At 65.9% G+C, this 24,584-nt stretch carries 24 protein-coding genes; 13 read left to right on the top strand and 11 right to left on the bottom strand.

Annotation, left to right across the window (positions count from 1 at the left end):
• Positions 1 to 4 precede the first annotated feature (4 nt).
• Positions 5 to 541 (top strand): invasion associated locus B family protein, encoded by a 537-nt coding sequence (locus AC1VNY_RS07840; RefSeq protein ID WP_482404751.1) that lies wholly within the window; start codon positions 5 to 7, stop codon positions 539 to 541.
• A 135-nt stretch (positions 542 to 676) separates the two neighbouring features.
• Here AC1VNY_RS07840 and AC1VNY_RS07835 read toward each other — a convergent pair whose 3' ends face one another.
• Genes AC1VNY_RS07835 through AC1VNY_RS07825 form a run of 3 tightly spaced genes read right to left on the bottom strand, consistent with a single transcriptional unit; the run spans position 677 to position 2,236 of the window.
• Positions 677 to 1,279 carry a TlpA family protein disulfide reductase gene (locus tag AC1VNY_RS07835; RefSeq protein WP_482404750.1) on the bottom strand — a complete coding sequence of 201 codons (603 nt, stop codon included), beginning with the start codon at positions 1,277 to 1,279 and terminating at the stop codon, positions 677 to 679.
• A gap of 35 nt (positions 1,280 to 1,314) precedes the next feature.
• A complete protein-coding gene (locus tag AC1VNY_RS07830) occupies positions 1,315 to 1,833 on the bottom strand; it encodes a DsrE family protein (protein ID WP_482404749.1) in 519 nt (172 codons plus the stop codon).
• A 10-nt stretch (positions 1,834 to 1,843) separates the two neighbouring features.
• Entirely contained in the window at positions 1,844 to 2,236 is a 393-nt protein-coding gene (locus tag AC1VNY_RS07825; RefSeq protein ID WP_482404748.1) for a DoxX family protein, read from the bottom strand.
• A gap of 132 nt (positions 2,237 to 2,368) precedes the next feature.
• On the opposite strand from AC1VNY_RS07825, the gene AC1VNY_RS07820 reads away from it, so the two are divergent.
• The 5 genes from AC1VNY_RS07820 (at position 2,369) to AC1VNY_RS07800 (ending at position 6,304) form a co-directional block, all read left to right on the top strand.
• Positions 2,369 to 2,818, top strand: coding sequence for a winged helix-turn-helix transcriptional regulator (locus AC1VNY_RS07820; protein WP_482404747.1), 450 nt, complete (start codon positions 2,369 to 2,371; stop codon positions 2,816 to 2,818).
• Positions 2,819 to 3,089: 271 nt separating this feature from the next.
• Positions 3,090 to 4,514 carry a metalloprotease TldD gene (gene tldD / locus AC1VNY_RS07815; protein WP_016847098.1) on the top strand — a complete coding sequence of 475 codons (1,425 nt, stop codon included), beginning with the start codon at positions 3,090 to 3,092 and terminating at the stop codon, positions 4,512 to 4,514.
• Positions 4,514 to 5,284, top strand: coding sequence for a signal peptidase I (gene lepB / locus AC1VNY_RS07810; protein WP_016847099.1), 771 nt, complete (start codon positions 4,514 to 4,516; stop codon positions 5,282 to 5,284). The genes tldD and lepB overlap by 1 nt, the downstream gene beginning before the upstream one ends.
• A 109-nt stretch (positions 5,285 to 5,393) precedes the next feature.
• Positions 5,394 to 5,741 carry an MmcQ/YjbR family DNA-binding protein gene (locus tag AC1VNY_RS07805; RefSeq protein WP_482404746.1) on the top strand — a complete coding sequence of 116 codons (348 nt, stop codon included), beginning with the start codon at positions 5,394 to 5,396 and terminating at the stop codon, positions 5,739 to 5,741.
• Complete coding sequence (locus AC1VNY_RS07800) at positions 5,738 to 6,304, top strand: nucleotidyltransferase family protein (protein ID WP_482404745.1); 567 nt, start codon at positions 5,738 to 5,740, stop codon at positions 6,302 to 6,304. The genes AC1VNY_RS07805 and AC1VNY_RS07800 overlap by 4 nt, the downstream gene beginning before the upstream one ends.
• A gap of 135 nt (positions 6,305 to 6,439) precedes the next feature.
• On the opposite strand, the gene AC1VNY_RS07795 is transcribed toward AC1VNY_RS07800, so the two are convergent.
• The 4 genes from AC1VNY_RS07795 to AC1VNY_RS07780 all read right to left on the bottom strand — a co-directional run bounded on the left by AC1VNY_RS07795 (position 6,440) and on the right by AC1VNY_RS07780 (position 9,390).
• Complete coding sequence (locus tag AC1VNY_RS07795; RefSeq protein WP_482404744.1) at positions 6,440 to 6,685, bottom strand: hypothetical protein; 246 nt, start codon at positions 6,683 to 6,685, stop codon at positions 6,440 to 6,442.
• Between the two features lie 18 nt (positions 6,686 to 6,703).
• Entirely contained in the window at positions 6,704 to 7,258 is a 555-nt protein-coding gene (locus AC1VNY_RS07790; protein WP_411780090.1) for a PAN domain-containing protein, read from the bottom strand.
• A gap of 143 nt (positions 7,259 to 7,401) precedes the next feature.
• Positions 7,402 to 8,772, bottom strand: coding sequence for a glutamate--cysteine ligase (locus AC1VNY_RS07785; protein ID WP_212054777.1), 1,371 nt, complete (start codon positions 8,770 to 8,772; stop codon positions 7,402 to 7,404).
• 93 nt (positions 8,773 to 8,865) lie between these two features.
• Positions 8,866 to 9,390 carry a MarR family winged helix-turn-helix transcriptional regulator gene (locus AC1VNY_RS07780; protein WP_028338998.1) on the bottom strand — a complete coding sequence of 175 codons (525 nt, stop codon included), beginning with the start codon at positions 9,388 to 9,390 and terminating at the stop codon, positions 8,866 to 8,868.
• Positions 9,391 to 9,520: 130 nt separating this feature from the next.
• On the opposite strand from AC1VNY_RS07780, the gene gstA reads away from it, so the two are divergent.
• Both gstA and AC1VNY_RS07770 read left to right on the top strand, forming a co-directional pair.
• Entirely contained in the window at positions 9,521 to 10,138 is a 618-nt protein-coding gene (gene gstA, locus AC1VNY_RS07775; protein WP_482404743.1) for a glutathione transferase GstA, read from the top strand.
• Between the two features lie 234 nt (positions 10,139 to 10,372).
• Positions 10,373 to 10,681 (top strand): hypothetical protein, encoded by a 309-nt coding sequence (locus AC1VNY_RS07770; protein WP_482404742.1) that lies wholly within the window; start codon positions 10,373 to 10,375, stop codon positions 10,679 to 10,681.
• Positions 10,682 to 10,986: 305 nt separating this feature from the next.
• On the opposite strand, the gene AC1VNY_RS07765 is transcribed toward AC1VNY_RS07770, so the two are convergent.
• The 4 genes from AC1VNY_RS07765 to AC1VNY_RS07750 form a co-directional block, all read right to left on the bottom strand.
• Entirely contained in the window at positions 10,987 to 13,200 is a 2,214-nt protein-coding gene (locus tag AC1VNY_RS07765) for a 3-hydroxyacyl-CoA dehydrogenase NAD-binding domain-containing protein (protein ID WP_482404741.1), read from the bottom strand.
• Positions 13,201 to 13,337: 137 nt separating this feature from the next.
• On the bottom strand, positions 13,338 to 14,546 hold the full coding sequence (locus tag AC1VNY_RS07760; RefSeq protein ID WP_438077184.1) for an acetyl-CoA C-acetyltransferase: 1,209 nt from the start codon (positions 14,544 to 14,546) through the stop codon (positions 13,338 to 13,340).
• Between the two features lie 138 nt (positions 14,547 to 14,684).
• Positions 14,685 to 16,472 (bottom strand): acyl-CoA dehydrogenase C-terminal domain-containing protein, encoded by a 1,788-nt coding sequence (locus AC1VNY_RS07755; protein ID WP_482404740.1) that lies wholly within the window; start codon positions 16,470 to 16,472, stop codon positions 14,685 to 14,687.
• Between the two features lie 108 nt (positions 16,473 to 16,580).
• The gene (locus AC1VNY_RS07750; RefSeq protein ID WP_482404739.1) at positions 16,581 to 16,997 is read right to left on the bottom strand and encodes a nuclear transport factor 2 family protein; all 417 of its coding nucleotides are present in this window, start codon (positions 16,995 to 16,997) and stop codon (positions 16,581 to 16,583) included.
• Between the two features lie 164 nt (positions 16,998 to 17,161).
• Between AC1VNY_RS07750 and AC1VNY_RS07745 the strand changes: the two genes are divergently transcribed.
• The 5 genes from AC1VNY_RS07745 (at position 17,162) to AC1VNY_RS07725 (ending at position 24,583) form a co-directional block, all read left to right on the top strand.
• Positions 17,162 to 17,749: a PadR family transcriptional regulator gene (locus AC1VNY_RS07745; protein WP_057016062.1), complete on the top strand. Its 588-nt coding sequence runs from the start codon at positions 17,162 to 17,164 to the stop codon at positions 17,747 to 17,749.
• Positions 17,750 to 18,123: 374 nt separating this feature from the next.
• The gene (locus AC1VNY_RS07740) at positions 18,124 to 21,651 is read left to right on the top strand and encodes a hypothetical protein (protein WP_482404738.1); all 3,528 of its coding nucleotides are present in this window, start codon (positions 18,124 to 18,126) and stop codon (positions 21,649 to 21,651) included.
• Between the two features lie 115 nt (positions 21,652 to 21,766).
• A complete protein-coding gene (locus tag AC1VNY_RS07735; protein WP_482404737.1) occupies positions 21,767 to 22,609 on the top strand; it encodes a COG3904 family protein in 843 nt (280 codons plus the stop codon).
• A gap of 265 nt (positions 22,610 to 22,874) precedes the next feature.
• Entirely contained in the window at positions 22,875 to 23,804 is a 930-nt protein-coding gene (locus tag AC1VNY_RS07730) for a sulfite exporter TauE/SafE family protein (protein WP_028339007.1), read from the top strand.
• Positions 23,801 to 24,583 (top strand): TIGR02186 family protein, encoded by a 783-nt coding sequence (locus tag AC1VNY_RS07725; protein WP_482404736.1) that lies wholly within the window; start codon positions 23,801 to 23,803, stop codon positions 24,581 to 24,583. Before AC1VNY_RS07730 ends, AC1VNY_RS07725 begins: the two co-directional genes overlap by 4 nt.
• Position 24,584: the final 1 nt, after the last annotated feature.

Here is a 24,584-nt window from a genome sequence, read left to right as displayed (position 1 = left end):
CCGGATGGGCGCTTCGAACATTCGTTTGACGATGGCCAGCCGGCTCGGCGGCCTCGCGATTCTGGCCCTCTGCCTTGGCCTTTCTGTTGGCCTGACCCAGCCGGCAAACGCGCAAGGCGCGGTGCGCTCGGTTCACGGCGACTGGCAGATCCGCTGCGACACGCCGCCCGGCGCCCAGGCCGAGCAATGCGCGCTGATCCAGAGCGTGGTAGCGGAAGACCGCTCCAACGCCGGCCTGACCGTGATCGTGCTGAAGACCGCCGACCAGAAGAGCCGCCTGATGCGCGTGGTCGCGCCGCTCGGCGTGCTGCTGCCCTCCGGCCTCGGCCTCAAGCTCGACAATCAGGACGTCGGCCGCGCCGGTTTTGTCCGCTGCCTGCCCAATGGCTGCGTCGCCGAGGTCGTGATGGACGACAAGCTGCTCGGCCAGCTCAAGAACGCCAAGACCGCGACCTTCATCATCTTCGAGACCCCGGAAGAGGGCATCGGCTTTCCGCTCAGCCTGAACGGCCTCGCAGAGGGGTATGACAAATTGCCCTAGGGGTTAGGCCGGCGTCGCAAATGCAGAGGCCGTAGCCCGGATGAAGCGCAGCGCAATCCGGGACCGGCGTCAGCACAGGAGAGTGTCTTCCCGGATTTCGCTTCGCTTCATCCGGGCTACGCCAGGCAGATCGGCTCACCGCCCACCCGCCGCATAATAGTCGAACAGCCCGCTCGCCTCCGTGGACAGCCAGTCCGCCTCTCCCGTCATGTAGCCTTCGACCTGGCCGGTGATGCCGATCAAAAATGAGATCGGCATGCCGTAGAGCGCAAACGGCGTGTCGACCTCGGCGGCGTCGACGCGCGACACGAGGCCACCCGGATCGAAGCCGATCGCGAGGTGGCGGAGCTTGAGCTGCTTGACATAGGGCGCGACCGGCGCGCGGTTGCGATCGGTGCTGACAGCGACGACGACGAGATCGCTGCGGCCGCTGGCGGCAAGGCGGTCAAGCATCGGCAGCTCGGTCCGGCACGCCGCGCACCAGGTGGCCCAGAAGTTGACCAGTACCATCCTGCCTTTGAACGCGGTGAGATCGAGCGCGCCGCCGGCGAGCACCGGGATCGCAACCTGCGGCACCGGGCGGGCGCCTTCGACCTGCGTGAACTGGTGCCGGATGGTGCCGAATTGCGGCGCTTCCGACGCTGCGCGCACAGCTCCGGCGGGCATTGCGAGCGAGGCGCCGGCGCCAATCATGCCGGTGACAACGGCGCGGCGCGTCGGTGCGTGAGCTGACGTCATGATGGGTTCTCCACTTGGCCTGATCGCTGCATCGCTCAGGACCGGATGTAAGACCAGCCGGCTTCCTGCAATTCGATGATGCGACCGGGCCCGTTCGGCACCAGGTCGACATTGTCGAGCAGGACGAGCGGATGTCCCTCGGCGCGCTCCATGCCGAGCTTGGTGGCTTCGCAGACCACGAAGCGAATGTCCGGCGTGAGCCCCCTCACCACCCGGAGCAGATCCTTCACCGGCGAGGTATCGGCCCGCAGCATGTGGACGCCGGCGTTGTAGGCGACGACCTCGATCTCGAACGGCTCGTTGCGCTCCCGATAATATTTCGGGAGGTTGAGCGCGGTCGAGATCAGCGCCCGCATCGTGGTCGGGTCGTCGCTGTTGATCGGCAGCACCAGGCGGTGCATGCGCGGCTCCGGCTTCCTGGACTCAAGTTTCTTGGGCTCGGGTTTCGAGACCGCCGCGACCGAACCGGTGAGCAGCATTGTCGCGGCGAACGGCACCGCGAAGGCCAGCACCAGCCCGGTCACGACTGTCAGCTTGCGGCGAGAGACGCGCATCGCGCTCACCTCACGGCGCGCTCGCGAGCAGGGCGAACTGGCTGCGCTTGGCGTAGGCGACGATCGCGCTCAATGTCAGCAGCACCAGGGCAGGCACCGGCGAGCCGCCGATCACGAACAGATGGCTGATGGTGGCACCGACCATGATGCAGCTGAGCAGCACGCCGCCGAACGCTGCGACCGGGGGCAGCAGGATCAGGACCGCGCCGAGCAGCTCCAGCGATCCGGTGAAATGGCGGAACCACTGACCGAGCCCGATATGGTCGAATTCCTCGACCAGCATCGGCACGCCGTAGAGCTTGGCGGCGCCCGCGGCGGCAAAGGCCAATGCGAGCAGTCCCCTGACGACCCAGAGGCTGACGGATTTCCAGCGCGACGGCGCCGCGGCAACTGCAACTGACATTGATGACTCCCGAGTTGTTCGTAAGGCTGGACCGCGGCTGCCCGACCGATCGGCGGCTGGCCCGCGGCTTTCGGTGGTCTAAATTCGGGAGTAAGATGAAAAGAACAAGTAGGATGCTTTTTGTGAGGTAGTATGAAAAAACTGACTAATGGGCCTGCCGAGCCTCCGGCCGCGTCCGAGCCGTGCAACGGCGACCTGTCGGCGCAATTTCATCGCGCGCTGTCGGTGCTGGCCGGGAAATGGAAGGGCGACATCCTCTGGCAACTGGTCGAGCGCAAGCGGCGGTTCGGCGAGCTGCGCCAGTCGATCCCCGGCGTGACCCAGCACATGCTGACCACGCAGCTGCGCGATCTCGAGGCCAATGGCCTCGTCAAGCGCACGGTCTATCCCGAGGTGCCGCCACGGGTTGAGTACGAGATGACGCCGTCGGCCAAGGCGCTCAAGCCGGTGTTCGACGAACTGTACCGCTGGGCGCAGGAGCATGGCTTTCCGACCTCGGCACAGGGCACCGCGCAGCCGAAGCCGCAATCGGGCGATGCCGGCGAAAGCCAGCCGCGGAAGGCGGATCGGCGCTCAAGGTGATGACGACAAGGTGAGGAGACCGACGGGGCACTGTGATCGACCGCATAGTCGCAGGCACTCCCGGTTTGCCACCCCAACCACTATCTTTGATGATCGCCGTCCGGGCCTGAACCGGGACCGGTACAGGTTTCCGGGTTGTAAGATGAGTTTTCCGCTCGTCTCTGCTTCAATCCCCCGAAATCCCTGCTGCGGGTTCCCCACTGGCAATCAGTTGCGCTTCAGGCAAGGATGACGAGGAATCGCCAAGCAATCGCATTGCGTCGGAGTGACCATGACCAATCCCGCCACGACATCCCTGCTCGACCGCGCCAATCTGGACCGCGATGCCGTCCGCCGCGAGGTGGCGCGCGGACTTGAAGGCGCCGACGACGGCGAGCTGTTCCTGGAGTTTGGGCAGACCGAGGCGCTGGTGTTCGACAACGGAAGGCTGAAGCAGGCGACCTATGACACCTCGCAGGGCTTTGGCCTGCGCGCGGTCAAGGACGACGCGGTCGGCTATGCGCATTCCTCCGACGTCTCGATCCCGGCGCTGATCCGCGCCGCGGATGCGGTCGCGGCCGTCCGCGGCGGCTATGCCGGCACTTTCGCCGCAGCGCCCGCCCACACCAACATCAAGCTCTATGGCGACGAGAACCCGCTGGACGGGCCGGCATTCGAGGCCAAGGTCAAGCTGCTGGGCGAAATCGACGCCTATGTCAGGGACAAGGACCCGCGGGTGCGGCAGGTTTCCGCCAGCCTCACCGCGACCTGGCAGGTGGTCGAGATCCTGCGGCCGGACGGCGAGAGCTATCGCGACATCCGCCCGCTGGTGCGCGTCAACATCTCGGTGGTCGCCGGCCAGGGCGACCGGCAGGAGAGCGGCAGCAAGGGCTATGGCGGCCGCGAGGGCTATGCGCGTTTCATCGAGACCAAGGCCTGGCGCGACGCCGCCGACGGCGCGCTGCGCGAGGCGCTGGTCAATCTCGAATCGGTGCCGGCGCCCGCCGGCGAGATGGACGTGGTGCTCGGCGCCGGTTGGCCCGGCGTGATGCTGCATGAGGCCGTCGGCCATGGGCTCGAGGGCGATTTCAACCGCAAGCAGACCTCCGCCTTTGCCGGCCTGATGGGCCAGCAGGTCGCGGCCAAGGGCGTCACCGTGGTGGATGACGGCACCATGGCCTCGCGCCGCGGCTCGCTCTCGATCGACGACGAGGGCACGCCGACCAACCGCACCGTGCTGATCGAGGACGGCATTCTTGTCGGCTACATGCAGGACCGCCAGAACGCCCGGCTGATGGGCATGAAGCCGACCGGCAACGGACGGCGACAGAGCTATGCCCATGTGCCGATGCCGCGCATGACCAACACCTACATGCTGTCGGGCGACCGCGACCCGGCCGAGATCATCGCCTCGGTGAAGAACGGCATGTACGCCGCCAATTTCGGCGGCGGCCAGGTCGACATCACCTCGGGCAAATACGTGTTCCAGTGCACCGAGGCCTACAAGATCGAGAACGGCAAGCTCGGTGCGCCGGTGAAGGGCGCCATGCTGATCGGAAACGGACCGACCGATCTCCACAGGATCACCATGATCGGCAACGATCTTGCGCTGGATACGGGAATCGGCACCTGCGGCAAGAACGGCCAGGGTGTGCCGGTCGGCGTCGGCCAGCCGACGCTCAGGATGGAACGGATTACGGTCGGAGGAACGGGCTAGTGAGCAGCGGAAACGAAGTCGTGACGGCCAAGCCGACCAGCTGGCGCGGGCAGGCCGTGCAACTGGCTGCGATCGTGGCCGTCGTGTTCCTTGCCAAGGGCGCTATCGCCGAGCCGTTCTACGTGCCGTCGGGATCGATGGAGCCGACGCTGCTGATCGGCGATGCGCTGGTCGCCTCGAAATATCCCTATGGCTACGGCGCGGCCTCGCTGCCGATCCAGATCACGCTGCCGGAAACCGGACGCGTGTTCGGCGAGACGCCGAAGCGCGGCGACGTCGTCGTGTTCCGCTGGCCGGGCGACCGCTCGCAAGCCTGGGTCAAGCGCGTGGTCGGGCTGCCCGGCGACCGCATCCAGATGCGGCAGGGTCAACTCTTCATCAACGATCATGCGGCGACGCTGAAGCCCGACGGCACCGGCTTCGCCGAAGACGATCGCGGCGGCGGCGAGGAGGCGTATCGCTATATCGAGACGCTGCCGAACGGCGTCAACCACGCGATCTTCAAGATCCGCGACAACGGCCGGCTCGACAACACCCAAGAAGTCACAGTGCCGCCGGGCAAACTGTTCGTGCTCGGCGACAACCGGGACAATTCCGCCGACAGCCGCGTGCCGGTACGCGACGGCGGCGTTGGCCTGTTGCCGATCGACAATCTGATCGGCCGCGCCGACGCCGTGGTCGGCTCCTGGGACCTCGGCATCCGCAGCCAGCCGGTCTGGACCTGGCTCTCAGGCTTCCGCCTCGCGCGCTTCTTCACTTCGGTGCAGTAGACGCGTAGCGCGTAGCCCGGATGAGCGCAGCGACATCCGGGGCATGTGTCGAGGCCGTCCTGGATATCGCTTCGCTCATCCGGGCTACATTCCCCGCGAGAGGTCAGCCGTGACCTTCGACGACATCAGGCGCATCGCGCTGGCATGGCCGGAGGTCGAGGACGGCTCTTCCTACGGCACGCCGGCGCTGAAGGTGCGCAACAAGATGCTGGTGCGGCTCAAGGAGGACGGCGACAGCCTGGTGATGCCGGGCGTACCGCCCGATGAGCGCGACATCTTGGTCAAGCATCAGCCCAAAGTGTTCTACTTCACCGATCACTACCGCGACTACCCGATGGTCCTGATCCGCCTGTCGAAGGCCAAACGCGTCTCCGTCGAGCCCTTGCTGCGCCGGCACTGGCGCACACTGGCGTCGAAGAAGGCAGTCAAGGACTACGACGCGACCGCCTCGTCGTGACGCAGGACGAATTCCTCACAGCCGCGCTGCGCAACCCGGCCAATCAAGCCGTCACCGACGAGCTGTACCGCCTCGGCTTGCCCGATGCATGGCTGGTGGCCGGCTGCCTGGTGCAGACCGTGTGGAATGTGCTGACCCGCCGGCCGCTCGATCATGGCATCAGCGACCACGACATCTTCTATTTCGATCCGGATACCTCATGGGAGGCCGAGGACGCGGTGATCCGCGAGCTCAAGGCACGGCTTGCGCATCTCGGTGTCGCGATCGAGGTACGCAACCAGGCCCGCGTCCATCTCTGGTATCCCGACAAGCACGGCCTGCCCTACCCGGCGCTGTCGCGTTCGACCGACGGCATCGATCGCTTCCTCACCGAAAACACGCAGATCGGCATCCGCCGCACCACGCGCGGCTACGACGTTTATGCGCCGAACGGCTTCGACGATGTCGCCGGCATGATCGTGCGGCCGAACCGGACCGCGAATTTTTCGGCGGCGAACTATGCGACGAAGGCGGCGCGCTGGAAGGCGCTTTGGCCCGAGATCACGGTGCTGGCGGCGGAGTAGCCTCTTCGAAGCTTCGTAGCCCGGATGAAGCGCAGCGAAATCCGGGACTGGTCCATCCGCTGGGAAAGCGGCCCCGGATTGCGCTTCGCTCCATCCGGGCTACGGATTAGAACGAAAAACACGAATTGAGGCAGCTTAAAACCTCAGCCACCCCACTCCCAACAGCACATTGACCAATATCGCAAAGACCACGTCCCCCAGAACACACACCGCAAATATGCGAAAGTATTTCCGGTTGTAGTCCGCTTGCAAAAATGAGCCGCCGAGCAACGATCCCAAGCTTGGGGAATCATGCTTTCGGGCCATCGCTACCATCATTTGCATTGCCCACCCAGCAACGATCAAAGGCATCAGTGCGAGAATGAAGATGGCTGTACCCATTTGGATAAGCGTGCCTCGCTACCGCACCACGCCCGACGTGAACCCGGCCTTGCGGCGCGGCGGCTTGATCTCTTTCTTCAGGAAGCAATGCGCGTCGCGGCCGGCATAGCCGGGCCGGGCGTAGGTCCAGGCGCGGCACTTGTTGTCGGCGGTGCAGGCGGCCTGGCAGGCCTCGTCGCCGTCGCTGCTCTTCAGTTCGAAATTCTTGTAGTCGCCGCCGAGGCGGTCGATCGAGGTTTCGATGGCGCCGTTGCGCGGTTCGACCACGCCCGCACCGCGCACCCCGGAGACGCAGCAGACGTCCTGCACCCGCGGCGGCACTGTGTTCTTCAGCCAGCACACCGCGCCGTTGTTGGCATCGGTCGGATAGTTGAAGCTCCAGGCGCGGCAGCGGCGGTCGCGCTCGCAGGTCAGCGCGCAATCGGCCGGATCGCCCGTCGTCACCGGCGCGTTGAGATAGTCGCCGCCGGGACGGTCGAAATTGGTCTGCGCCAATGCCGGGCGCGCGACGACAGCGGCCGCAAGGACCGCAAACATCACCACACACGCCCTAAAGTGGCGGCCTATCCCCATGAGATTGCTTTCAAATTCGCGCAGCCCCGCGCGTTTAGCGGGTCGTCATTTGAACGCCATGAACCTGTACGGCGGATGAACGACGGGTGCGACACCACCGCCGTTCGCGCGCGTTTCGGGCCCGGATTGGGGCCAAGCGGGGATTAAAACGCGTACTCCTGATAGGCCGGTTCCACCGAGCCCTTCCACGGACCGTTGAACTTCTCCAGCATCTCCTCCGCCGGCGAGCGGCCGGCCTCGATGATGCGCTCGAGCGGCTCGAGGAAGCGGCTCTCGTCGCGTCCGAGATGATCGATCCGGCCGCGCCGTCGCAATCCGGCATGCGACAGGATCAGGCACTCCTTGGCGATCTCGAACAAATAGCGGTCCTTGATCCGCGACTTGAAGCCGAAGCGCGGCACGTCGTCACGCAGCGCCTGCCGCTCCGGCGCGGTCCAGTGGCGGACGATGTCCCAAGCGGCATCGAGGCTGTCATTGTCGTAGAGCAGCCCGACCCAGAACGCCGGCAGCGCCGGCAGCCGGCCCCACGGCACGCCGTCGGCGCCGCGCATCTCGAGGTACCGTTTCAGCCGCACCTCGGGGAAGATCGTCGAGAGGTGATTGGCCCAGTCCGACAGGGTCGGCCGCTCGCCCGGAAGGGCGGCATTCTTGCCGGCGAAGAAATCCCGGAACGAGGAGCCGGAGACGTCGATATATTCCTCGCCGCGCTTGACGAAATACATCGGAACGTCGAGCGCATAATCGACATAGCGCTCGAATCCCATGCCGTCCTCGAACGCGAACGGCACCATGCCGCTGCGCGCATTGTCGGTGTCGCGCCAGATCTCGGAACGGAACGACAGGAAGCCGTTGGGCTTGCCTTCGGTGAACGGCGAGTTGGCGAACAATGCGGTCGCGATCGGCTGCAACGCCAGCGACACGCGCAGCTTCTTCACCATGTCGGCTTCGGAGGAGAAGTCGAGATTGGTCTGCACCGTGCAGGTCCGGAACATCATGTCGAGGCCGTATTTGCCGACCTTCGGCATGTAGTTTCGCATGATCTTGTAACGCCCCTTGGGCATCACGGGGATCTGCGCGCGCGACCAGGACGGCGTCATGCCGAGGCCGAGGAAGCCGATGCCGAGCGGGGTTGCGATCTCCCGCACCTGCGCCAGATGCGCCATCAATTCCGACTGCGTCTGATGCACGGTTTCGACCGGCGCGCCCGACAGTTCGAACTGCCCGCCCGGCTCGAGCGAAATCGCGCCGCCGCCGGTGACGTCATAGAGGCCGATGATGTTGCCGCGCTCCATGATCGGTTCCCAGCCGAGCAAGAGCTTCATGCCCTCGAGCAGCGCGCCGATGCCCTTGGCGCCTTCATAGGGCACGGGCTGATGGCCCTCGAGCGTGAACGGAGTCTTCTCGTGCTCGGTGCCGATCCGGAATTCGGACTCAGGCTTCACGCCGGCTTCAAGCCACGCCACGAGTTCGTCGCGCGACTGCAGCGGCGTCATGTCGATCTGGTCACGCGCCATAGATAATCCAACTCAAGGGCGCTTCGATCGAAGGCGCGCGGTGGCAGGGACATCCGCGAGCCACAACGGCTGCGGATGATGGAATCAGCAATATCATCGGGCAGGCACGCCGTCTCGCGCAGGCGCAGCCTTGCTGTCAGCCTTAGTCTCGTTCTTGACGTCGCCTTTGGCGTCGCCGCAGGCGCAGCCGAGCCGGTCGAGCAGACCACACAGCCTGGTCGCGTCGGCGTCCGACAATTTGGAGCCGACATGCTTGTCGATCGCGGCGGAATAGGCGTTCCACATCTTCTTCTGCAGTTCGCGCCCGGCCTCGGTGATCTCGACGAACTGGCCGCGCTTGTCGATCTTGCATTCGCGCCGGGCGGCGAGCCCCTCGTCGACCAGCTTGTCGATCAGCCGCGAGGTCGAATATTGCGGGATCAGCATCTGGCGCTCGAGCTCGACCGGGCGCAGTTCGCCCGACGGCGCGCGCGACAGCTCGAGCAAGGCGTCATACCAGGCGAGCGGCGGAAAACCGGCCTTCTTCAAATCCTGCTCGACGCAGTCCAGCACCCGGCTCGGCACCCGCATCAGGCGGATCCAGGCGGCCGTCGCCTCGCTCGATAGCTTGCGTTTCATGGTCTAGCTCATAGGGTCCCGGAACCGAGTGTACCGCACTGAATGCATCTGCATCAATCTTGACTATTTCATGCAGGCGCATGTAGGCAATCCCTCTCCGGACGCCAAGAACAAGGGAAGGAATACCCCCATGAAGCTTTATTACTCCCCCGGTGCCTGCTCGCTCTCCCCCCATATCGCCCTGCTCGAGGCCGGGCTCCCCTACGACCTGATCAAGGTCGATCTGCGCGCCAAGAAGCTCGAAAACGGCGAGGATTTCCTCCAGGTGAACCCTAAGGGCCAGGTGCCGGCGCTGGCGCTGGATACCGGCGAGATGGTCACCGAGGGGCCGATCATCATCCAGATGATCGCCGACAAGGCCGCCGACAAGAAGCTGGCGCCGGCGAGGGACTCCAACGAGCGCTACAAGCTGCTCGAATGGCTGAACTACACCACGACCGAGCTGCACAAGAATCTCGGCCCGATGTTCTCGCCCGTGCTCGCCGACGACGCCAAGGCCTTCTTCAAGGACCGCGCCATGGGCAAGTTCAAATATGTCGAGAGCCAGCTCGCCGGACGCGACTATCTGATGGGCAACCAGTTCACGGTCGCCGACGGCTACCTCTTCACCATGATCATGTGGGCGCAGGACCGGCTCGGCTTCGATCTCTCCGGCCTGCCGAACGTGACCGCCTACAAGGCCCGCGTCGCGGCGCGCCCGAAGGTGCAGGAGGCGCTGAAGAAGGAAGGCCTGCTCAAGGCGGCCTGAGCTCGCTCACCACGACCGCGATAGAGCCGGGTCGATCGATCCGGCTCTTTTTTGTTGTGGATTCGCCGATCCCCTTTCTCGACACCGGAGGCGGAAAGTCTCAATTTAACCTGCATTATAGCGATTAATACTAAGTCGGTGTAGTTCCGGCTGAGGGCGTGGCCGTCCTTGTTCGAGCGATCCAACTGACCGACTATGACCTGCGGCGCCCTCCGCTCCAACTGGTCTAAAAATGTGACGATCGCCTTTACCCTTTTATTGACCAGCACCCTGGTTGGGCTGGCAACCAGTTTGTACTTTCGGGTTTGGACATTGATGCTGGAGTCGCCGCTGATCGCGGTGCTCGCGGCGATCGTGCTCCAATCCGACGGCTTTTCCTTTGCCACCGGCGCTCCGATCGTCGTCGCCTGCCTCGCCTTCAACCAGTTCGCCTATCTCGCCGGCGCTTTCCTCTCGCCGGGGCATAACGACTCAATAGCTGAAGAAATTGACGGCCTGCCAGACCGCCGCAGCGAGCACAATATCCGCGGCCAGAACGAGTAGCGCGAGGCCAGTCCATGACGGGCCTTTGCCCCGCAGACGCAGCGGCTTCCACCGCCGCGACGGCGGCAACGAAGGCAACGGATCCTTCGCCACGACCTCCGCGGCATTTTCCCTGAGCGCAGAACTCATCGCACGACACCCTCACGCTGATCGTCGCCCCGGCGATCGACCAGCAAGAGTGATGCCAGCAGCGTGGTGCCAGTGGGGAACAAGCGTGGCGGGACTTTGACCGGCATGACCGTCGCACAACAGGATCAAGTCGGATCGATGACCGGCTTGATCCTGCGCGAGTTTGCCCCGGAAGTTTACGCCGCCTGCTTCTTCGGCGGGAAGCGGCCGTAGAAGGTTTCGCCCTTGGCGGCCATCTCCTCGAGCAGCTTCGGCGGCGTGAAGCGCGAGCCGTACTTCTTCTCGAAGCTGTGGCAGAGCGCGACGAAGTTCTTGGTGCCCATGAAGTCGATGTAGGACAGCGCACCGCCGGTGAACGGCGCGAAGCCGAAGCCGAGGATCGAGCCGACATCGGCCTCGCGCACGTCGGTGATGACGTGATCCTCGACGGTGCGCGCGGCCTCCACCGCCTGCACCACCAGGAAGCGCTGCTTCAATTCCTCGACGCTGAGCGTGTCGGGATCGAGCTGCTTCGGCTGCAGATTGGCGAGCCCCGGCCACAGGCTCTTCTGGCCCTTGCCCTTCTCGGGATAGTCGTAGAAGCCCTTGCCGTTCTTGCGGCCGAAGCGGCCCTGTTTCTCGACCATCTCGACCATCAGTTTCTTCTGCGCCTGGTCGATCGCGTTGGGGCCGAGATCGGCCTCGGTCGCCTTGGTGATCTTCAGGCCGAGATCGAGCGCGACCTCGTCCTGCAGCGACAGCGGCCCGACCGGCATGCCGGCCATCTTGGCGGTGTTCTCGATCATCGCCGGCGGCACGCCTTCGAGCAGCATCTCGTTGCCCTCGGAGATGTAGCGCATCACGCAACGGTTGGCGAAGAAGCCGCGGGAGTCGTTCACCACGATGGGCGTCTTGCCGATCGCGCGCACATAGTCGAGTGCGGTCGCCAGCGCGACGTCGCCGGTGTTCTTGCCGAGGATGATCTCGACCAGCATCATCTTCTCGACCGGCGAGAAGAAGTGGATGCCGATGAACTTGCCCTGGTCCTTGAACTCCTCGGCCAGCGAATTGATCGGCAAGGTCGAGGTGTTGGAGGCGAAGATGGCGCCCGGCTTGAGCAGCGGCTGCGCCTTGGCATAGGTGTCGGCCTTGACCTTGCGGTCTTCGAACACGGCCTCGATGACGAGGTCGCAGTCCGAGATCACGTTGTAGTCGGCCGTTGTCGAAATCCGCGCCAGGATGGCGTCGGCCGCGTCCTGCTTCATCCGCCCCTTGGCGATCAGACCGTCGACCACGGTCTTGGCGTGGCCCTTGCCCTTGTCGGCGCTCTCCTGGTCGCGATCGACCAGCACGACGTCGATGCCGGCCTGCGCCGACACATAGCCGACGCTGGCGCCCATGAAGCCGGCGCCGATCACGGCGAGCTTCTTCACCTTGGTCGGCGGCACGCCCGCTGGGCGGCGGGCCCCCTTGTTCAGTTCCTGCATCGACAGGAACAGCGAGCGGATCATCGCCGCGGCTTCCTTCGAGCGCAGCACCTTGGTGAAGTAGCGCGACTCGACCCGCAGCGCAGCGTCGATCGGCAACTGCAGGCCTTCATAGACGCAGCTCATGATGGCGCGCGCGGCCGGATAATTGTCGTAGGTCTCGCGCCGATAGATCGCGTTGCCGGCCGGGAACATCTGCATGCCCATCTTGGAGAAGACGGGACCGCCGGGCAGCTTGAAGCCCTTCTCGTCCCACGGCGCGACCGCCTTGCCGCCGCCCTTGATCCAGTCCTTGGCGGCCTTGATCAGGTCTGTCGCGGGCACCACGGCGTGAATCAGGTTGAGTGCCTTGGCGCGGGTCAGATTGACCGCCTCACCCTTGAGCAGCAATTGCATCGCGTCCGCCGGCTGCACAAGACGCGGCACGCGCTGGGTGCCGCCGGCGCCGGGGAACAGGCCGACCTTGATCTCGGGCAGGCCGAGCCGGGTCTTCGGGTTCTCGGCCGCGACGCGGTAATGGCAGGCCAGCGTGATCTCGAAGCCGCCGCCGAGCGCAAGGCCGTTGATCGCCGCGACCCACGGCTTGCCCGAGGTCTCGATCGCGCGGAACGACTGCGACATCCGGCGGCTCTGCTCGAACAGCATCTGGTTCGCGGCTTCCTCGCCCTTCTCCTTGAAGAGCTGCGCGTAAGAGCGGTTCATGCCCTCGAGCATCGAGAGGTCGGCGCCGGCGCAGAACGCCTCCTTGGCCGAGGTGATCACGACGCCCTTGATCGCGGCATCGCCGGTCGTCTGCTTGATGATCTCGTCGATTTCCTGGGTCGAAAGCTCGTCGAACACGTTCATCGAACGATCAGGGATGTCCCAGGTGACGAGCGCAATGCCGTCGGCGTCGACTTCGAACTTGAAATTCTTGTAAGCCATGTTGCGGTTCCCAATCTCTCCGTCATCCTGAGGTGGCCTCGCTCTTGCGAGGCCCTCGAAGGATGACCCGATGAATTTATCCATCCTTCGAGGCTCGGGCTTCGCCCTCGCACCTCAGGATGACGCTGCCTGCTCGGTTACACCCGTTCGATGATGGTGGCGGTACCCATGCCGCCGCCGATGCACAGCGTCACCAGCGCGGTTTCCTTGTTGGTGCGCTCGAGCTCGTCGAGCACGGTGCCGAGGATCATCGCGCCGGTCGCCCCTAACGGATGGCCGAGCGCGATCGCGCCGCCATTGACGTTGATCTTGGCGTTGTCGATGTCGAACGCCTGGATGTAGCGCAGCACCACCGAGGCGAAGGCCTCGTTGAGCTCGAACAGGTCGATGTCCGACTTCTTCATGCCGGAGCGCTCGAACAGCTTTTCGGTGACGTCGACCGGGCCGGTCAGCATCATCGCGGGCTCCGAGCCGATATTGGCGAAGGCGCGGATTTTCGCCCGCGGCTTCAGGCCATACTTGGCGCCCGCCTCCTTGCTGCCGAGCAGCACAGCGCCGGCGCCGTCGACGATGCCGGAGGAATTGCCGGCGTGATGCACGTAATTGACCTTCTCGACCTCGGGGTGCGACTGGATCGCCACCGCGTCGAAGCCGGCCATCGCCGCCATCGCCGCGAATGACGGCTGCAGCTGCGCCAGCGACTGCATCGTCGTGGTCGGGCGCATGTGCTCGTCCTTGGCGAGGATGGTCAGGCCGTTGACGTCCTTGACCGGCACCACCGACTTGCCGAAGCGGCCCTCGTCCCAGGCCTTGGCCGCGCGCTGCTGGCTCTGCACCGCATAAGCGTCGACGTCGTCGCGCGAGAAACCGTATTTGGTCGCGATCAGGTCGGCCGAGATGCCCTGCGGCATGAAATAGGCCGGCACCGCCATCGAGGGATCCATCGGCCAGGCGCCGCCGGAGGCGCCGATGCCGACGCGGCTCATCGATTCCGCGCCGCCACCGATCACGAGCTCATGCTGACCGCTCATGATCTGGGCCGCGGCGAAGTTCACGGCGTCGAGGCCGGAGGCGCAGAAGCGGCTGATCTGCACGCCCGGCACCTTCTCGCCGAGGCCGGCGTTCAGCGCCGCGAAGCGGGCGATGTCGGAGCCGGCCTCGCCGACCGGGTCGACCACGCCGAGCACGACGTCGTCGACGGAATCCTCGGGAAGATTGTTGCGCTCCTTGAGCGACTTCAGCGGCACCGTCGCGAGCGCCAGCGCGGTGACCTCGTGCAGCGCGCCGTCGGCCTTGCCGCGGCCGCGCGGGGTACGAACGTGATCGTAGATGTATGCCTCAGGCATGACGCCCTCCTTGATATGAGGATCATAATATATACGGAAGGACACGCCGCCGCAGCGGTGCGGCGGCAATTTTTCAAGGCTTTCTTGTTTGACGCGTTTTCTTCACGCGAACCGGTCTCCACTTCGCTGGAAAACGCTTCAGAACGCTTCCGCGGCCAATTCCATCGTGGTGGCGCTGCCGCTCTGGATCCGGGCCAGATGCACGGCAGTCTCCGGCAGCAGCTTCTCCATGAAGAAGCGCCCGGTCACGAGCTTGGTGTTGAGGTAAGGCGTGGTGCCGGCAGCGGCCTTGTCCTGCGCCACCTTGGCCATCTTCGCCCACATATAGCCGAGCGCGACGAGGCCGAACAATTTCATGTAGTCGGTCGCCGCGGCGCCGGCATTGTCTGGCTTGGTCAGCGCGTTCTGCATCAGCCAGCCGGTGGCCTGCTGCAGATGGCCGAGCGCGGTGGAGAGCGGGGTGATGAACGGCTTCATCGCCTCGTCGGCGCCATGCTCCTTGGCGAAAGCGCCGACCTCTCCGAAAAACGCCATCGCGGCGCGGCCGCCGTCGCGCGGCAGCTTGCGGCCGACCAGGTCGAGTGCCTGGATGCCGTTGGCGCCCTCATAGATCATCGCGATGCGGGCATCGCGCACGAACTGCTCCATGCCGTGCTCGGCGATGTAGCCGTGGCCGCCGAACATCTGCTGCGCCGAGACCGTGTTGGCGAACCCGGTGTCGGTCAACACGCCCTTCAGCACCGGCGTCATCAGGCCCATGTGATCGTCCGCGGCCTGGCGATCCCCGGCGTCGTTGGAGCGGTGCGCGACGTCGCTCTTCAGCGCGGTCCATACCACCATGGCGCGCGCCGCCTCGTTGAAGGCGCGGATGGTGAGCAGCGTGCGGCGCACGTCGGGATGCACGATGATTGGATCGGCCGGCTTCTCGGGTTCCTTCACGCCGGTCAGCGAGCGGCCCTGCAGGCGCTCGCGGGCATAGGCGACCGCGTTCTGATAGGCGACCTCGGACTGCGCGAGGCCCTGCACGGCGACGCCGAGGCGAGCCTCGTTCATCATCACGAACATGCCCTGCATGCCCTTGTTCTCTTCGCCGATCAGCCAGCCGGTGGCGTTGTCGTAGTTCATCACACAGGTGGAATTGCCGTGGATGCCCATCTTGTGCTCGATCGAGCCGCAGCTGACGCCGTTGCGCGCCCCGAGCGAGCCGTCGGCATTGACCAGCACCTTCGGCACCACGAACAGCGAGACGCCCTTGATGCCGGCCGGCGCGCCTTCGATGCGCGCCAGCACGAGATGGATGATGTTCTCAGTGAGATCGTGCTCGCCGGCGGAGATGAAGATCTTGGTGCCCGTGATCTTGAAGCTGCCGTCGGCCTGGCGCACCGCCTTGGTGCGGAGCAGGCCGAGATCGGTGCCGCACTGCGGCTCGGTCAGGTTCATGGTGCCGGTCCACTGGCCGGCGACCATCTTCGGCACATAGGTCTGCTTCTGCTCGGGCGTGCCGTGCACCAGCAGAGCCGCGGTCGCGCCCATGGTCAGCCCGCCATACATCGAGAACGCCATGTTGGCGGAGATCTGGAATTCGTTGACGGCCTGCGAGAGCGTCACCGGCAGGCCCTGGCCGCCGAATTCCGTCGGCGCCGAGAGGCCGAGCCAGCCGCCTTCGGCGACCTGCTTGAAGGCATCCTTGAAGCCCTTTGGCGTGGTGACGCTGCCGTCGTCACTGCGCTTGCAGCCATCGAGATCGCCTGTGCGGTTGAGCGGCTGCAGCACCTCTTCGCTGAGCTTGGCGGCCTCGCCGAGGATCGCCTCGCGCACATCGGCCGACGCATCGGTGAAACCGGGAAGATTGCCGTAGCGGTCGATCTGGAAAACGTCGTTGAGCAGGAAGCTGACGTCTTCGACGGGGGCTTTGTAGGTTGGCATGCTGGTCTCCCGGCTGGCACGTGGCCGCAAGTGCGACGGACGCTGCGCAGCGTGTCCTTGGGTTTGTTGGAGCGGACCTTATCCGGTTCCGGAGGTCCGCGGCAGATGCTATCGCGACTGTGATTGCGACGTTGCGCCGCTTTGCTTCATCAACTCCTCGCCCATCATCCGATGCAGCAGGTTGATCGCCTTCAGCGGACGCACCATCACCTTGAAATGCGTGATCCGGCCGTCACCATCGAACGTGATGATATCGACGCCGTTGAGCTTGATGCCGTCGATCTCGTTCTCGAATTCGAGCACCGCGCCGGTGTCGCTCTGCCACTCGCCGAGATACCTGAAGGTCGGACCGCCGAGCACCTTGGCGGCGCTGGTGAGATATTTGAAGGTGATGTCACGGCCGCGCTGCGGCGTGTGCACGACCGGGCTTTCGAACACCGCGTCGGGATGCAGCAGATCCCACAGAGCGGCGGTGTCGTGGGACTTCATGTAGGCGTACCACTTGTCGAGGCCCGGCTTGCTCATTCGGACGTCTCCTGCGGCGGGGTTTAAGAAAAGCCTGAACCACCGGCGCGCGCGACAGCGCGGCACGCCGATCACCATATGCATATTGACGCATATGCACAGTAACGCATAAAGTCAAGCAAACTTCAGAATGGCCTTTTGGGGAACTGAGATGGAGGTGGGCGTTGGCACTCGGTGACGCAATCCTCGCCTGCCTCACGGAACGTCCGATGACGGGCTATGAGCTCGCCAAGACGTTCGACGCCTCGATCGGCTTCTTCTGGAAGGCCGACCATCAGCAGATCTACCGCGAGCTCTCGCGGCTGCGCGACAAGGGCCACGTCCAGGGCCGCGAGGTGGTACAGTCGGGCAAGCCCAACAAGCTGGTCTACACGCTGACGGCCGAGGGCCGCGCGGCGCTGAAGCACTGGGCGGCGCGGCCGAGCGTTCCGCCCTCGATCAAGGACGACCTTCTGGTCCGGCTCTATGCGCTCGACTGCGTCGACATCGAGCCGCTGCGCAACGACCTGATGGCGCGGCTGGAGCATCACCGCGACCGCTATGAGCGCTACGAGCGCCTGCTCAACAAGCGCTTTCCCGACGGCACCGCGCCGCCGGCCGACGTCGGCAAGATGCTCAGCCTGCGCCTCGGGATGCGCCATGAGCGCATGGTGGTGGAATGGTGCGAAGAGGCGCTCGACGCGCTGTCGGCGATGTCCGGCCGCAGCAATGTGCTGCCGCTCGACGACGGCAAGCGCGAGAGCAACGGCTAGAAACAAATCTCCAACTTCCCCTTGAAAAGGGGAGGTTGCTTTGCTCGAAGAGCAAAGCGGGTGGGGATCATCTCTCTCCACACGCAGCAGTGTGTGCGGCTGACCCCCATCCCGACCTTCCCCCTTTCAGGGGGAAGGAGAAGTTCGGCGGCAACACAAGTCGCTGTCGCTGTCCTGATCCGGCGCAACAGGTTCCCGGATTCCCTAACTTTAGAGCCCGTCGGCCGCATTCCTTAACCCGTTATTTACCGTGACGGGAAAAAGTCAGCAGCTGAGGCAGACGCCCAGCGCAGAATTCGATTGTCTCTTAACGGGAATGCGCGGGGAGGCTGCGGGCGCAGGGTGTAGCGCCGGAGTCGGGACCGGACGGAATCATGAATTCGCGCGTATCGTGGAGTGTTGACGGCATCGATCCCTCCGTCCGCGAAAGGGCCGAGGCGGCTGCGCGCCGCGCCGGCATGTCGCTGAACGACTGGCTCAACTCCACCGTCGGCGAACCGAGCCCGCCGGATTGGCGCATGGAGCAGCGGCAGCCGATGCCGAGCCGGGAAAGCCGCGAGGTCGCCGATATCCACCAGCGGCTCGACGCCATCACCCGCCAGATCGAACAAATTGCAAAGCCGGTGACGCGCGCCGAAGCGGTGCGCGCCGAAGTGCCGCGCGGCCAGCCCGCCGTCGCACGACAGCTGAACGACGCGATTTCGCGCCTCGATGCCCGGCTGTCGCAAATTTCGCGGCCGCAGCCGGCGCGCGAGCCGCAGCCGATGCGTGAATCGCAGATGCACCGTGAGTCGCAGATGCATGACCGGCAACTGGAGGAGAGGCTGCGCCAGGCGGAGGCGGTCGAGCGCGCCGCAGCCCAGGTCTATCGCCCCTCGCCGCCGCTGAGCCCGGCCTCGTTCGATTCCGCGATCGCGGAGATCGCCGCGCGCCAGAACGAGCTCGATGTATCAGCACAACGGCAAATGCCGCCGCGCAGCGCGCCGCCGATGGCCGCCTATGCGCCGCCGCCGCCGGCCGGGCCCGACTTCTCCTCGCTCGAGCGTCATCTACTCAAGATCACGAGCCAGATCGAGGCGCTGCAGCGGCCCGACCATATTGAGCAGTCGATCGCGGCCTTTCGCGGCGAGCTTGCGGAAATCCGCCAGGCGATCACCGAGGCGATGCCGCGCCGGGCGATCGAGTCGATCGAGAACGAGATCCGCTCGCTGCATCACCGGATCGACGAGATCCGCCAGGAGGGCCGTAACGGCCAGGGCCAGGCGATCGCCGGCATCGAACGCGCGCTGTCGGAAATCCGCGAGGCGCTGCGCACGCTGACGCCCGCCGAGCAGCTCACCGGCTACGACGAGGCGATCCGCAATCTCGGCGCCAAGCTCGACATGATCCTGCGCGCCAACGACGATCCGTCGACGGTGCATCAGCTCGAGAGCGCGATCGCCGCCCTGCGCGCCATCGTCTCCAACGTCGCTTCCAACGACGCGCTGCTCCAGCTCTCCGGGGACGTGCATGCGCTGGCCGCGAAGGTCGACCAGCTGTCGCAGATGTCGCGCGCCGAGACCTATGGCGATGCCTTCGCCGGGATCGAGCAGCGCATTGCCGCATTGGCCTCGACGCTGGAAACCCGTGAGCGGCCGGCCGGCTACGACAACACCGACGCCATCGAGGGCGCCCTGCGCTCGCTGTCGGAACGGATCGACCGCTTGCAGGTCGGCAACGACAGTTCGTCGGCATTCACCCATCTCGAGCAGCGCGTCTCCTATCTGCTCGAGCGCCTGGAGTCCGCCGACCAGCGCTCCGGCAATCTCGGCCGGGTCGAGGAAGGGCTGCATGACATCATGCGGCACCTCGAGGCGCAACACGCGCACATCGCCTCGCTCGCCGACGCCGCCCGCAACGTCAGCTCCTCGCCGCAGCCGATGATGGACAGCGGCATCGTCGACATGGTGAAGCGCGAGCTGTCCGACATCCGCTTCAGCCAGTCGGAGACCGACCGCCGCACCCAGGATTCGCTGGAGACCGTTCACAACACGCTCGGCCATGTCGTCGATCGTCTCGCGATGATCGAGAACGATCTGCGTACGGTGCGCACCGCGCCGCCAGCTCCCGCGCCGGCCGAATCGCGGATGGAAGCTCCGCGGATGGAGATGCCGCGCACGGCGATGTCGCAGCCGATCGCGCAGCCCAAAGCTGAAGCGTACAAGCCTGAATCGTACAGGCCCGAATTGCCCAATCCTGCGCTGGCGCAGGAGCACTTCATGTCCGCGCCGCGCGAATTCCATGCCGCGCAGTCGGTCGAGAGCGCGCCGCCGCCGCCGCTGCCGCCGCGCGCGATCAGCGAGATTCTCGAGCCGCATGCGGCGTCCGCACGCGCCGCGATCGCGCCGGAACTGCCGCCGGATCATCCGCTCGAACCGGGCACGCGCCCCTCCGGCCGCGTCGCTTCGCCGTCGGAGCGGATCGCGGATTCCGAGCGCGCGATCAGCGATCTTCCCTCCGGCAAGAAGGAGCCGGTCTCGACATCGAGCTTCATCGCCGCCGCGCGCCGCGCCGCGCAGGCCGCTGCCGCGCAACCCGTCAACGAGAAGGCGGCGCGCGCCGCGAGCAAGGCTGCAGCCAAGGCCAAGGAGAAGGCCGACAAAGCCGCGAAGGCGGCTGCCGCCAAGTCCGGCCCGGCCGCGGCCGGCGCGACGGCGACTGGCGCGCCGGAGGCGCAGCCTTCGACCATCACCTCCAAGATCCGTTCGCTGCTGGTCGGCGCGAGCGTGGTCGTAATCCTCCTCTCGACCGCCAAGATGGCGATGAACCTGCTCGACACCAGCTCCGCGCCGCAGATGCCGGCGATCGAGCACAGCGAGCCGGCCACGCCGCCCATGCAGCCGCCTGCCGAGAATTCCGCAGCCCCCGCACCGGCTGCGCCGTCCAGCATGCCCGGGTCGTCAGTCCCCGGGCCATCGATGACCTCGCCGACCCCACTCGGGCGCCAGTCCAACAACACGGCGGCGCCGAACACGCTCGACAGCGCGCAGGTGACGATCCCACCGGCAACCGCGCCCGCACCTGCCGCCGCGCCTGAGCCGGCTGCGACGCCAACAGCCGCCGCCAATGACGTCACCGGCACGATTCCGACCGCACCGCCGCTCGGCGGCAAGCTCGCCATGGTCCAGATCCCGGCGGGCGAGAAGCTGCCCGACGCAATCGGTGGTCCGGCGCTGCGCACCGCCGCGATCAAGGGCGATGCGGCCGCGGCCTATGAAGTCGGCGTCCGCTTTGCCGAGGGCAAGGGCGTGACCGCCAATGTCGACGAAGCCGCCAAATGGTATGGCCGCGCGGCGCAGGCCGGCGTGGTGCCCGCGATGTTCCGGCTCGGCACCTTCTACGAGAAGGGCCTCAGCGTGAAGCGCGACTTCGATGTGGCGCGACGCTACTACGTGCAGGCCGCCGAGCGCGGCAACGCCAAGGCGATGCACAATCTCGCCGTGCTCGACGCCGATGGCGGCGGCAAGGGCGCCGACTACAAGAGCGCCGCGCAGTGGTTCCGCAAGGCGGCCGATCGCGGCGTTGCCGACAGCCAGGTCAATCTCGGCATCCTCTATGCCCGCGGCATCGGTGTCGAACAGAACCTCGCCGAGTCCTTCAAGTGGTTCAGCCTCGCGGCCGCGCAGGGCGACGCCGACGCCGGCCACAAGCGCGACGATATTGCCAAGCGGCTCGACCCGCAGTCGCTGGCCGCAGCGAAGCTGGCAATCCAGACCTTCACCGCCGAGCCACAACCGAGCGATGCGGTCAACGTGCCGGCCCCCGCCGGCGGCTGGGACGGCGCTACCGCGCAGCCCGCAGCGGCGAAGCCGGTCAAGCAACCCTCGAAGCGGACCGCGGCGCTCGCCGCTCCGGCTCGCTAGGTTCGAGACGGCTGCGGCGCCTTGACGGCGCCGCTGTCCTATACCTCCGGCCCTCCGCCGTGTAGACAGGCGCGCAGTTCCGCGCCATCGGCGCACGCGTTCCGGAGGGTCAGGCTTGTCCGTCGACGATCGCCAGGATGATGGAACGGGCCACCGTTCGTCGCCGACCGGTCCCCGCGTTGCGCCGCCGCGACAGGCGCCGTCTCCATTTGCCCGGCGCCCCTCGGCCTCGCCTCCGCCGATGCCGCAAGGGAACGCGGCATCGCGGCCCCGCGCGTTCCGGTTCTCGCTCTGGTCCATCATCATCTTCGTGCTGCTGTTGTCGAGCGTTGCCATCCAGGCTTACCGGGACCTGTCGACGCCGGGCGCCTGGGACTTCTGGCGCGAGACCTACATCGCGGCCAGCATGACGTCGGCCGTGATTCCCGAGGTCGATATCGACGGATCGGGCCGCGGCCGGCGGGCACTTGCGATCGGCGGCAAGATCGGCTCGGCCAGCGCGAGCTGGTTCCGTGACCGGCTCAGCGAGGCGCGTCTCGCACCAGGCGACGTCGTGCTGCTGTCGTCGCCGGGCGGCGCGCTGAACCAGGCCGCCATCATGGGCGAGGTCATCCGCACGCGCGGGCTGGTCACCGCGGTCGCCACCGCCGGCGCCTCGGGCAAGCTCCGCCCCGCGTCCTGCGCCAGCGCCTGCGTTCTGGTCTATGCCGGCGGCCAGACCCGCTATGGCATCGCGGGCTCGCGGCTCGGCGTGCATCGCTTCACGACGAGCACGCCCGTCAGCGATCCCCTCGCCGAGGCACAACGCATCCAGGGCATGGTGCTGGGCTACATGACCAAGATGGGCGTCTCTTCCGGGATCGTCGAGGCGATGTCGCAAACCTCCGATATCCGCTGGCTGAACCCGAAGGAAGCGCTCGCGCTGAACCTGATCACCAAGCCTGTCGATCGGCCGTGAGGCGGCACGGGCGTCATTAATCTGAATCATCAACCACGTCCGCAGACGGCGGCCGAGTGCGGCGAAAAATGCCCCCGGGAGCGGATTCTTTAGTCCCTCCCCCCGCCGATTTCAGTTATGCAAGAACGCGGCAATCGACCCGCGTTCGCCTGCTTCTTGCGCGCCGACCGGATTCGTTCAGCCGGAGAATGCCCGACCAGAACGACATCACGCCGTGATGCGGCCTTGCGCCGATCGCGCGGCGAACCGACAAGAAGCGACGCGCGTGCAGCTCTACCTCCCGATCGCCGACATTCCGGTCAATGTCTTCCTCATCCTGGCGATGGGCGCGGCGGTTGGATTCGTCTCCGGCATGTTCGGGATCGGCGGCGGCTTCCTGATGACGCCGCTGCTGATCTTCGTCGGCATCGCGCCCGCGGTCGCGGTCGCCTCCGTCGCCAGCCACATCGCGGCCTCCTCATTCTCCGGTGCCATTTCCTATTGGCGCAGACGCGCGATCGACCCGCTGCTGGCGGCGGTGCTGCTGGTCGGAGGCACGCTCGGCACCACGCTCGGGGTATGGACCTTCACCTTCCTGCGCTCGCTCGGCCAGCTCGACCTGATGATCGCGCTGTCTTACGTTATCCTGCTGACGACGGTCGGCGGGCTGATGTTCTGGGAAGGCCTGCGCGCGATGCTGCGCGCCCGCGGCGGCCGCCCCGTCACCCTGCGCAAGCCCGGCAGCCATGGCTGGATCCATGGCCTGCCGCTGAAGCTGCGCTTCAAGCGCTCCAAGATCTACCTCTCCGTCATCCCGATCGTCGTGGTCGGGCTCGCGATCGGCTTCATCGGCGCGGTGATGGGAATCGGCGGCGGCTTCATCCTGGTGCCGCTGATGATCTATGTGCTGCGGGTGCCGACCTCGACCGTGATCGGCACCTCGATGGTGCTCACCCTCGTCACCATGGTGTTCGCGACCATGCTGCACGCCGTGACCAACCATCTGGTCGACGCCGTGCTGGCACTGATCCTGATGGTCGGCGGCGTCACCGGCGCGCAGTTCGGCGCTCGCGCCGGCCAGAAGATCCGCGGCGAGCATCTGCGCCTGCTGCTCGGCCTGCTCGTGCTCGCGGTCGGCATCCGCTTTGCGGTGGAGCTGGTGATCCGGCCGCAGGACCTGTTCAGCATCCGCGAAACCGGCGGAGCCCCGCCATGAGGCTGCGCACGGCGCTCGCGATCATCGGCTTCGGCGTCGCCTGCCTGGCGGTCGCGCCCGCTCATGCCGAGCGCCTGATCGTGTCGGTCTCCAATCACCGCGTCACGGTGACGCCGAACTATTCCGGCGGCGAGCTCGTGCTGTTCGGCTCGGTCGAGAAGGACGACAAGACGCCGTCAAACCGCGCGAACTACGACCTCGTCGTCACGGTCTCCGGCCCGCGCGCCGACATGGTCACGCGGCGCAAGGAGCGCAAGTTCGGTATCTGGATCAACACCGACTCGCGCCAGTTCCTGCAGGTGCCGGGCTATCTCGCGCTGTTCTCGAATCGCCCGTTCGACCAGATCGCCTCGCCCGAGGTGCAGCGGCGGCAGCAGCTCGGCCTCAACAACGTGCTGCTGATGCAGCGGGTCGGGCCCGACTATGCCGACGTGGTGCCGAACGACCCCTTCCGCAGCGCCTTCGTGCGGCTGCGCTCCGAGCACGGGCTGTACCGTGAGGCGACCTCGGCGGTGACCTTCCTGACCCCGACGCTGTTCCGCACCGGCATTCCGCTGCCGGCGGAGGTGCCGATCGGCACCTATAATGTCGAGATCAAACTGTTTTCCGACGGCGCGCTGGTGACCAAGGCCGAGACCGCGTTCGAGATCGTCAAGGTCGGCTTCGAGCAATTCGTCGCCACCACCGCGCGGCAGAACGGCTTTGTCTACGGCCTGATCACCGCGTTCATGGCGCTGATGACCGGCTGGATGGCCTCGATCGTGTTCCGCAAGGATTGAT

It is taken from the genome of Bradyrhizobium ferriligni (assembly GCF_056837965.1).
The sequence above is the reverse complement of the archived record's forward strand: the minus strand, read 5'-3'. Positions and strand labels throughout refer to the sequence as shown.